Genomic DNA, 10,679 nt, shown 5'->3' with positions numbered 1-10,679 from the left:
AACAGGTAACACAGTTAGGCTATCGGAGGGTTTCTTGAAAAGATAAGAAAAGGCGCTTTTCAGCGCCTTCCTGGAATCTTACAAATCTGTTCAAAATCTTACGGCTCTGAGCCGTCGGCATGTTTACTATGAGTGTTTTCAATCTCTTTCATAATGAGGTATTCGAGGCGATTGACCCGATTGTCGGCCACGACCCGATCTTCCATCCGATAGACCGCACGCAAATCGGGACGGATATTGCCCGCCATGGCAGTGTCCTTGGACTCGTCCAGACCACGCACACCCATGACTGCGGATCGCGCGCGGGTGGAATCGCTGCCATCATTATTCTGTCTGGCCTTCAACGCTTCATCACGCAGAGCCGAGGCCAGAGCGGAATCCTCTCCCGCCTGTCTTTGCACCAGCATCACGGAAACAAAACCGGACTTGCCGTCCTTGGTTTTGACTTTCCAGAACATGCCTTCACGATCACCGGCTTCCAGGACCTCACCTTTCTTCAGCTCCACGAGGACGGTGGCACCCTTTTTCGGTTCCGCAGTGACCTCAACACCATCCTTTTTTGCTGCAACGGGAGCTGCCCAAAGGCTGGAACTCAGCGCCAGCAGGCTGGCTGTCAGCATTGCATTTGTAATTGTGACTCGAGGGCATAATTTCATGAAAACTCCTCCCGCAAACCTTTTCCACTAGTATATAGCTTCGGCGCGAAAGGGAGGGAGTTAAGCTCTTTGGATGAGGCATGGATTTTCCTCGAAAATCCATGCTCTTATTCAACTATTTGGCGAGCTTTAAGGTGTGATAGGATTTTTTTCCTTTGCGAACCAGGACGCCTTCCTCGGTTTTGAGGCGGGCCACGGCCAGGGTCGCGGTCGTGCTGGTGACCTTGTCATTGTCCAGGCTCAGGCCACCGCCTTCGATCAGGCGGCGGGCCTCGCTCTTGCTGGCAAAAATACCGGCGAGCACCAGGACATCGACCACACTGACTTCATCTCCGGGGGGCAAATCCTTGGCCACCACCAGCGCTTCCGGTGCCTCCGGTTTGCCACCAGCGCCGCCAGCAAAAAGCCCGGCGGCCATGGTTCGGGCTTTGCTAGCCTCCTCCTCACCATGCACAAGTTTGGTCGCTTCATAGGCGAGCACGATCTTGGCATCATTGATCTCGCGGTCACGCAGGGCCCCGAGACGTTTCACTTCCGCCACCGGCAGATCGCTGAAATAGAAGAGGCATTGCTCGACCATATTGTCATCGATATTGCGGAAGTATTGGAAGAAATCAAAGGGCGGTGTGAGGTTGGGATCAATCCAGACCGCACCCTTCTCCGTTTTTCCCATCTTTTTGCCTTCGGAGGTGACCAGCAAAGGCAGAGTTACACAGAAGGCCTGCTTTTGTTCCTTGCGCCTGACGAGTTCCATGCCACCGAGCATGTTGCTCCATTGGTCATCGCCACCGAGCTGGACCGAGCAGTCTTCCTGCTTGTTCAGATGATAGAAATCGTAGCTCTGGAGTATCATGTAATTGAATTCCAGGAAGGACAGACCCTTTTCCAGGCGCAAACGCACCGATTCCGCGGTCAGCATCCGGTTGACGGAAAAGTGAACGCCGAATTCCCGCAAAAACGGCAGATACTGGAGCTGCAAAAGCCAATCCGCATTATTCAGCACGATGCCTTTTTTGGGATCCTTGAAATCAATAAAGGGCGCGAGCTGTTTTTTGAAATGCTCCGCGCGGGCGCTGATGGTTTCCGCATCGGCCATCTGCCGCATATCGGTTTTGCCGGTGGGATCCCCCACCAGGGCGGTGCCGCCACCGAGCAGAACAATGACCCGATGACCCGCCTGCTGCCAGCGCCGCAGCCCCAGAACCGGCAGAAGATGTCCCACGTGCAGACTGTCGGCGGTTGGATCAAAGCCGGCATAAGCTGTACGCACACCACTGGCCAGATGAGCCCGCAGCTCGTCTTCGTGGGTTACCTGCGCCAGCATTCCCCGTTCCTGCATTGTTTCCAAAAAGCCCATGTCCGCGTCTCCCTCTCTGGATGAGCCCCTACATTTATCAATCGGAGGCTGAACAGACAAGGCCGACCTGCGCCTGGAGGACGAAGCGGTGCGTTTTCTATGTTAAAATTACTTATTCAGACATGGAGGCTCCTTATGGTACCGCAACCCGCACAGTATCCTGCTCTGGCCACACCGGTTCTGGTCCTGGGCGCTGCCTATACGGGAAAATCCGAGCTGGCCCAGAAGGCTCTGGATCCCAAGCGCAGGACCCTGGTGATTGGAACCGCGGACATGTCCGAGGGTCTGATCGCCCTGAGGGTCGAGGAGCTGCGCCGCAAGCGGCCGGCGCATTGGGTGCATCATGATGGGCAGCTGGATCTCGCGGCCTATCTGCGTGCGCATGCGCAGGACTACGAGCAGGTCCTTATCGATTCGATCAATCAATGGGTGGCGAACCTTGTGCTGACCCACGCGCAAAAATATTCCCTGGACCAGCTTCTGCCGCTGTGTGAACGCGAAGCCTTCGATTTATGCGCGGCGGTGGAAGAGACCAAACAGAAGACCCGCATCGTTCTGGTGTCGAGTGAAGTCGGCGCCGGCATCAGTCCACCCAAGCCCGTGGCCCGGCTCTTCCGTCAGCTCGTGAGCCGCATCAACTGCCGCCTTGCCGAGCACGCTGAAGCCGTTCTGCTGGTCAGCGCCGGCATTCCCATGCTGATCAAAGGGGAATGGCCAACCCTCCCTCAATGAGGCGCACCAAAAAAGAAAATGTCCTTGTCCCGGTAAATGTCATTAGACGATGACCGGACGAGCCTGTTAACAAGAAGGGGCAGGCATTTTTTTTTACGGTGAATGGATTGACCACTGTCATAATAACTGAAAAACCTTCTGTGGCTCGTGATATTGCGCAGGTCCTGGGGCTGACACGCCAGGGCAAGGGCTATATTGAGGGCCCTGATTATAAAGTCGCGTGGGCCTTCGGGCATCTCGTCGGGCTTGCCGAACCGCATCAGATGAATCCTGCCTGGAAATCCTGGCGTCTGGCGGATCTGCCGATGCTGCCGGAAAACTGGCCGCTGGAAATCATGCCGAATACCGCGGACCAGTTTGCTGTCGTGCAGGCTCTCATGAATGACGCGCGCACACAGAAAGTCATCTGCGCGACCGATGCGGGGCGCGAGGGTGAACTGATTTTCCGTTACATCTATGACAAGGCGGAATGCCGTAAGCCTGTGGAACGGCTGTGGATTTCGTCACTGACGCCGGAAGCCATCCGCCAGGGACTGGCCCGGTTGCGGCCGGCACGGGAATTCGATGGCCTGGCGGATTCCGCACGTGCGCGCAGTCGTGCGGACTGGCTGGTGGGAATGAATCTTTCACGCGCCTGGTCGCTTGTGAGTGGGGAACATTACTCCATCGGTCGCGTGCAGACCCCGACATTGGCCATGCTGGTCGAGCGCGAGAAGGCGATTCAGAATTTCGTCGTGGAGGATTATGCGGTCCTGCAGGCGGAATTTTCTCAGGAGGGTTCCTTTGCCTATTCCGCAGAATTTTTTGTGCAGAATGATCGCAAGACGGCGCCGGTTGCCAAGCGCTTTCGGCTGGATGATCCCGAGCTTCCCGCTCTGCAGGCCCGTCTGCAGGCGCAGTCCTATCGGGTGGCCAGTCTCAAGGAAAAGGCCAATCGCCTGCCGCCACCACAGTTCTATGACCTGACGGAATTGCAGCGGCATGCCAACCGTATCTTTGGCTTCAGTGCGCAGCGGACCCTGGATCTGGCCCAGGATCTTTATGAGAAGTATAAGCTCATCACCTATCCGCGAACGGACAGCCGTTTTATAACTGAGGATCTGCAGAATAAACTGCCGGACATCGTCGGGAATTTACGGGATTCGTATCGCAGTCAGCTGCCGGACTCCTTTGTCTGGCGGCCGCTCGGCAAGCGATTTGTCGATGCCGCACAGGTCAGCGATCACCATGCGATTCTGCCGACGGGTCAGCGTTCGAGCCGGCTGGGGCCGGATCATGAAAAATTATTCGATATGATCTGTCGGCGGCTTTTGACCGCTTATCTTGATGACTTTGTCACCAAACAAACGGATGTGGTGGTCGCCGCAGAGAATGGTCCGGCTGACGAGGGATTTTTCACGCGCGGACGCAAGGTCGTGGATGCGGGCTGGAAGGTTTTGGACTTCGGGCGGACGCATAGCGGGGAAAAAGAGCTGCCGCCTGAACTTGCCGTGGATCGGGTGCAAACCCTGGAAAAACTGGATCAGGATCTGCGCAAGACCGTGCCTCCGCCACGGCATACCGATGCCTCCCTGCTGACCGCGATGGAAACGGCCGGGGCGAATCTGGATGACAAGGAGATGTCGGCGGTGATGCGGGAGCATGGGCTCGGAACACCGGCCACGCGCTCGGGCATGATTGAGACCTTGATCAAGCGGCAGTATATCGAGCGGGATAAGAAAACCTTTCGGGTGACAGAAAAGGGTCTCAATCTGATTGCGCTCGTCAGCGATGAAATCAAGAGTCCGGAGCTGACGGGACAATGGGAATTAAAGTTAAGTCAGATGCGTCGGGGTCAGGGAAGTCTTGAGGAGTTTACGCAGGAGATTATGGATTTCGTGCGGGAGATGACGCGGGATTGTCTTGAGAAAAGACCGACGGGTGATAGGGCGGCGAAGCGTGATACCGGAGCGACCGCACACATGGCACAACCAGAAGAGACAATATCAACTCCACGAGTGTCAGCTGCGCGACCATCGAAGGCTGCCTCACGTGTCGCCGCTCGGGCTGGAGCAACCGTGGATAGGGAGGATGCTCCCGTTGCTATCCTGAACCATCCAGGGGTCAGCATCACACGGCAGCCGGTCGCCCCCACGCGGGAAAACCTGCGACGCATTTTGCAGCATCGTTTTGGATTCCCCGAATTTCGCAATCATCAGGAGGCCACCTGCCTTGACCTCGTGGCCGGACGGGATGTCCTCCTTGTGATGCCCACGGGAGCTGGAAAATCCCTCTGCTATCAGCTCCCCGGTCTGGCTTTGGGTGGCCCTACTTTGGTGATCAGTCCCCTGATTGCTCTGATGGACGATCAGGTGCAGCGCCTGCAAAGCATGGGTCTGCGCGCGGATGCGATTCATTCCGGAAAAACCCGGCCGCAGTCGCAGAAGATCTGTCAGCAGTATGCCGCCTCGGAACTCGAATTCCTCTTTATCGCTCCCGAGCGTCTCGGTGTTCCCGGCTTCGTGCCCTTCCTCGCGAAACACAGGCCGGCTTTGATTGCAATCGATGAAGCCCACTGTATCTCGCAGTGGGGACATGACTTCCGCTATGACTATCGACGTCTCGCGGAACGCCTGGCGCCTCTGCAGCCCGCCGTGACGGTGGCGATGACCGCCACGGCCACCAGCCGCGTGCAGAAGGATATTATCGATAATCTGTCCTTGAAACAGCCCGCTCTGCACGTACATGGATTCCGTCGAACCAATATTGCGATTGAACATATCGAACTCAGCCGCAAGGATCGACCGATGGCGGCCATGGGTCTCTTGAAATCACCCGAGGCGATGCCGGCGATCGTTTACACGCCCACGCGCAAGGATGCCGAAAGCCTCGCACTCCTGATGGGTCGAAAATTCCGGGCGGCTGCCTATCATGCGGGTATGGATCCGAAAAGCCGGCAGAAGGTGCAGACGGATTTTCTGGAAGGCCGGCTTGAAGTCATCGTAGCCACCATCGCCTTTGGAATGGGGATCGATAAATCCAATGTCCGCACGGTTGTGCACATGGCCGTGCCGAGTTCCATTGAGGGCTACTACCAGGAAATTGGTCGGGCCGGACGGGACGGACTGCCCTCGCGGGCGGTTCTCTTCTTTTCCTATGCGGATCTGAAGACGCACGAATATTTCCACAAACTCAATTACCCCGAACTGAAGGATCTCCAAACCATTCAGGCCATGATTCCCCGCCTGGGCATCCTGCGTACGGACCTGGCTTCCCAGGTGCGGGATGATGATTTGGAGCAGCGTCTCGAACGTCTTGTCATGGTCGAGGCCCTCGACGAGGATAGCTCCGGTCTGATCACGACCACCGGAAAAGTCGGCTGGGAAAAGGCCTATGAAGAGCAGAAGGCCCATCGGCATAAACAGCTGATGGAAACCATCCGCTATGTGAATGAAATTCAGCACTGCCGCATGCTCGGCCTGCTCGCTCACTTTGGTGACCCGGATGCCCGCGGCGCCGCCTGTGGCATCTGCGACATCTGTTCGCCCGAAAGCAGCCGTTCGAAAGCCGTTCGCAACTGGACGCCTCAGGAAATCGGCATCATGAAAAAAATCGTGCTGCAGCTGGCGCGTGAGGCGCGGCCGGTTTCCACGGGAAAACTCTATCGCGACTACGCGCAGTCCCTGGACCTGCACCGCCGCGATTACGAGGATTTGCTACAGGTCCTCACCGAAGCCGGTTTTCTGACCATGGAATCCGCCAGCTTCGTCAAGGATGGCGAAACCATCGACTATAAAACAGTCGCCTTAAGCCAGCCGGCCGATCGCATCATCTGGGATGAACTGAAACGTACCACTGTGCGTCTCGATCGCTCCGCAGGCAGCAAGGCGCCCTCCACCTCGTCCAGAAAACGCCAGGGTGCCAGCGCCCGATCCTCACGCGAGGAGAGACTGGACAACATCGATCATGCTCTGCTTGAAGAACTGAAAGTCTGGCGCAAATCGGAATCCAAGAAACGCAAAGTGCCGGCCTACCGGGTCCTCAGCGATCGCAGTCTCGAGGCCCTGGCCTCGCAAAAACCACGCGACCGCTCGCGCCTTTTGGAGGTTCATGGGATCGGGGAGGCCAAGCTGGAGTTATACGCTGATTCGCTTCTGGCTTTGATCAGCCGGGTCTAATGGCCCGGGTTTGTGTGCAATATATCGCCCTGTTGGGGTTCTGGACGTCGACACGTCTTGGATAGGAACCCAACCATGAAACACTCTCTTTTTTTCGTAATCTTTTGCCTGCTGTTGACTCCCGTTGCCGCCCATTCTGATGACACAAACGCCGCCAAAATAGCCAGCATCCAGCAGGCCCGGATTCAGATGCTTGAGAAACAGGTCGCCGACCTGCAGAATCAGCTCAGCACCTTGTCCTCGAAACTGGCCAAGGACTATACCACCACCGAAAAGCAGCAGAGTACTTTTGTCAGTAAGAGTGACTTCACTTCAACTCTGGCGGATGCAACCGGCATTGCGTGTGATGGCAGTACCTGCGCCATAAACCGTTTCCTGCGTATCTCCCCGCCCGGACTGGGACGCAACATTCATATTCCGGAAAGCTGGGGTGGGCATCAACCTTACGTTTATTGCGATGCCAACGGTTGTTACGCCCTGCTGAAATGGTAAATCAGTCCTTGCGCGCAATAAAATGCACATAACGGGCAAAATCCCGATAGGGGCTGAGTTTACGGTAGCGGCGTTCCAGGGTCAGAAGATCTTCAAGTTCATGAACATCCTTGCCCTTGTGCGGGAAGTAGTCATAGAAACAGCGCAGTCCTGCATGAAGTTCGATCTTCATGTGCAGTGATTCCAAGGCATCCCGCACACGCTCGGGTTCAATGGGATTGGGAGGCGTCATGGTATTGCTGCTGCCGGCGTAATCCTCGCCGTTCAGGATGCGTTTGAAATCGCCCTTGATCAGGCTGTTGAAGACGGAGCGATGACGATTGTAAATGGTCAGGGATAGATAGCCCCCCGGATTCAGACTCGCCGGAATCAAAGGCAGCAGCGCATAGGGATCATGGAGCCATTCCATGACCGCATGAATGCAGATCAAATCAAAGGTCTGCCCGGATTGCAAAGCCTCCTGCGCCGGCAGCTGCTGCGCGGTCATACGATCCGCAAGACCAAGCGCCTCGGCCTGCGCACGGGTATGCTCCACCATGCGTGCGGAGATGTCGGTGGCCAGCACCTGATGCCCCTTCGTCGCGAGCCATAAGCCCATGTCGCCCAGACCGCAGCCGCTGTCGAGCACCTTGAGTTTGCGGCCCTCATCAGCAAGAACCACTTCCAAAAGATCCTCGCGAATCAAGGCTTCGCGCAGCAAACCCTTTTTATTGGTTTTAATACGGGATTGAAAACGGTCGAAGATTTCATCGAAGTTACGGTCGTGACCCATGTCCGCTTCACTTTCGGCAGGCAGAAAAAAAAATCCGGGGAAAGACCTTCCCCCGGACACTGCGGAATCAGCTCAGCCGATCCCGATAGTATTCATAACCAAAGGATTTAATGAGTTCGTAGCGATCATCCGGATAACGCAGGACAATGGACGGCAGACGCACACCATTGAAGTTGCTCGTCTTCACCATCGTGTAATGCGACATATCGAGCAGCACAATGCGCTGACCGATCTGGAGAGGCTGATCAAAGGAATAGTCCCCGATCACATCACCGGCCAGGCAGGTGAGGCCGCCGAGGCGATAGGTATAGGGTTTTTCCTGGGGCATCCCTCCATCCACGATATCAGGACGATAAGGCATTTCCAGAACATCGGGCATATGCGCGGTGGCACTGGTATCCAGAATCACCAACGGCATCCCGTTCTCAACGATGTCCATCACCGTCGTCACCAGGACGCCGGTGCGAATCGCAATCGCTTCACCCGGTTCCAGGTAAACTTCCACTCCGGGATAACGCGCCTTGAACCCTTGGATCACCCGCACGAGGCGTGCGCGATCGTAATCAGGACGCGTGATATGGTGGCCGCCGCCGAAGTTCACCCACTTCATACGCGGGATGAATTCACCAAACTTCTCCTCGACCGCCGCGAGCGTCCGCTCGAGAGCATCGGAGTTCAGCTGGCAAAGATTGTGGAAATGCAAACCCTCGATACCGTCCAGTTCTTCCGGATGGAATTGGGCCCGGATCGTTCCCAAACGCGAAAAGCGCGCGCAGGGGTCATAAAGCTCAACTTCCGCTTCACGGTGCTCGGGATTCACTCGAATGCCGCAGGAAATCCTGCGACCGCTGCCCAGCACCTTGGCCTTGTGCTGCCGCCACTGGTTAAAGGAGTTAAACACCACGTGATCGCAAAGTTCCACGATCTCGTCCATGTCCGCATCGCTATAAGCCGGGGCGTAGGCATGCACTTCCTTGTTCATTTTTTCCCGAGCGAGACGGGCTTCATGGGGCGAACTCGAAGTGCAGCCCATGAGGTACTGTCCGATCAAAGGAAACGTGCTCCAGGTCGCGAAGCCTTTCAAAGCCAATAAAATCTTGCAACCAGCGGCCGCCTGCACGTCCGCCAGGATTTTCAAATTGTCTTCGAGAGCGGCGAGGTCGATGACCCAGCTCGGTGACTCGGGCACCTTATTGGGATCAATCGCCAGCATGCCCTTTTGAGGCCGAGCTGTTGTCATTACAGTTCCTTCACATGCCATGGCAGGCCGTATTTGGCCAGTTGCTCGAGGAATGGATCGGGATCCATTTGCTCCATATGCTGCACGCCGGGTTTCTTCCACTTGCCGGTCACCATCATCATGGCCCCGACCATCGCCGGTACCGCGGTGGTGTACGACACCGCCTGGGCGCGCACTTCCTTGTAACATTCCGCGTGGTCGCAGATGTTATAGATAAACACTTTTTTGGGTTTGCCGTCTTTCACGCCTTCGATGATGCAGCCGATCGAAGTCTTGCCGGTGTAATTTTCCGCGAGGCTCGAAGGATCCGGCAGCAGTGCTTTCAGGAATTCCATGGGAATCACAGGGGTTCCCTTGTAATCCACGGGATCGATGCGCAGCATGCCGACGTTTCCAAGCACGCGCAAATGCGTGAGATACTCGTCACCGAAAGTCATCCAGAAGCGGATACGCTTCAGACCTTTGAGGTGCATCACAAGGGATTCCAGCTCTTCATGATAAATCAGATAAGCCTTGCGATCGCCCACGCCGGGGAAATCGAAGACTTCGGAAATTTCCATCGGCTTGGTTTCCACCCATTTGCCGTTCTCCCAGTAGCGGCCATTGGCCGTCACTTCCCGCAGGTTGATTTCGGGATTGAAGTTGGTCGCAAACGCTTTGCCGTGACTGCCGGCGTTGCAGTCCACGATGTCCACCGTGTGGATTTCATCGAAGAGATGCTTCTGCGCATAAGCACAGAACACGTTGGTCACACCCGGATCAAAACCGGAACCGAGCAGAGCCATGAGGCCTGCTTTTTCATATTTTTCGCGATAAGCCCATTGCCATTTGTATTCGAATTTGGCGACATCACGCGGCTCGTAGTTGGCCGTATCCAGATAGGGCACGCCCGCTTCCAGACACGCATCCATGATGGGCAAATCCTGATAAGGAAGGGCCACGTTGATGACCACATCGGGTTTCACTTTGCGAATCAAAGCCACCGTTTCAGGCACGTTATCCGCATCAACCTGGGCGATATCGATATCGCGGCCTTGCAGTTCCTTGACCTGCTGACGAATTTTCTCGCAGCGAGCCAGTGTCCTGCTGGCCAGGGTAATATGATCAAACACATTAGCAGCCTGGGCACATTTATGCGCCACGACGCCACCAACTCCACCTGCACCAATGATGAGAACCCGACTCATTTTTTCATCCTTTCGTCCAAATTGTCTCAATTTCGACAAGGGGTCTCTGTAGCTTTTGTGTCCTGGAATTGCAAGCAAATAGGCCA

At 55.9% G+C, this 10,679-nt stretch carries 8 protein-coding genes; 3 read left to right on the top strand and 5 right to left on the bottom strand.

Features of this window, described 5'->3' with window-relative positions:
* Nucleotides 1–98: 98 nt before the first annotated feature.
* Together OLTU_RS05475 and tyrS are read right to left on the bottom strand one after the other, a co-directional pair.
* Nucleotides 99–620, bottom strand: a complete 522-nt coding sequence (locus OLTU_RS05475; protein WP_218109855.1) for an SH3 domain-containing protein — start codon at nt 618–620, stop codon at nt 99–101.
* 151 nt (nt 621–771) lie between these two features.
* Entirely contained in the window at nt 772–2,013 is a 1,242-nt protein-coding gene (gene tyrS, locus OLTU_RS05470; protein ID WP_141731748.1) for a tyrosine--tRNA ligase, read from the bottom strand.
* 135 nt (nt 2,014–2,148) lie between these two features.
* Between tyrS and OLTU_RS05465 the strand changes: the two genes are divergently transcribed.
* The 3 genes from OLTU_RS05465 to OLTU_RS05455 all read left to right on the top strand — a co-directional run bounded on the left by OLTU_RS05465 (nt 2,149) and on the right by OLTU_RS05455 (nt 7,394).
* Nucleotides 2,149–2,745, top strand: a complete 597-nt coding sequence (locus OLTU_RS05465; RefSeq protein WP_176736353.1) for a bifunctional adenosylcobinamide kinase/adenosylcobinamide-phosphate guanylyltransferase — start codon at nt 2,149–2,151, stop codon at nt 2,743–2,745.
* Nucleotides 2,746–2,885: 140 nt separating this feature from the next.
* Nucleotides 2,886–6,902 (top strand): DNA topoisomerase 3, encoded by a 4,017-nt coding sequence (locus tag OLTU_RS05460; RefSeq protein ID WP_176736352.1) that lies wholly within the window; start codon nt 2,886–2,888, stop codon nt 6,900–6,902.
* Nucleotides 6,903–6,977: 75 nt separating this feature from the next.
* Nucleotides 6,978–7,394: a hypothetical protein gene (locus tag OLTU_RS05455; protein ID WP_141731745.1), complete on the top strand. Its 417-nt coding sequence runs from the start codon at nt 6,978–6,980 to the stop codon at nt 7,392–7,394.
* A gap of 1 nt (nt 7,395) precedes the next feature.
* Here OLTU_RS05455 and OLTU_RS05450 read toward each other — a convergent pair whose 3' ends face one another.
* The 3 genes from OLTU_RS05450 to OLTU_RS05440 all read right to left on the bottom strand — a co-directional run bounded on the left by OLTU_RS05450 (nt 7,396) and on the right by OLTU_RS05440 (nt 10,593).
* Nucleotides 7,396–8,166, bottom strand: coding sequence for a methyltransferase domain-containing protein (locus tag OLTU_RS05450; RefSeq protein ID WP_141731744.1), 771 nt, complete (start codon nt 8,164–8,166; stop codon nt 7,396–7,398).
* 67 nt (nt 8,167–8,233) lie between these two features.
* Entirely contained in the window at nt 8,234–9,406 is a 1,173-nt protein-coding gene (gene nspC, locus OLTU_RS05445; protein ID WP_218109854.1) for a carboxynorspermidine decarboxylase, read from the bottom strand.
* Nucleotides 9,406–10,593, bottom strand: a complete 1,188-nt coding sequence (locus tag OLTU_RS05440; RefSeq protein WP_141731743.1) for a saccharopine dehydrogenase family protein — start codon at nt 10,591–10,593, stop codon at nt 9,406–9,408. The genes nspC and OLTU_RS05440 overlap by 1 nt, the downstream gene beginning before the upstream one ends.
* Between the last annotated feature and the right edge of the window lie 86 nt (nt 10,594–10,679).

The organism is Oligoflexus tunisiensis (assembly GCF_001748245.1).
Taxonomy (GTDB): domain Bacteria; phylum Bdellovibrionota_B; class Oligoflexia; order Oligoflexales; family Oligoflexaceae; genus Oligoflexus; species Oligoflexus tunisiensis.
Note: the sequence above shows the minus strand (reverse complement) of the source record. Positions and strands in the feature narration are given on the sequence as shown.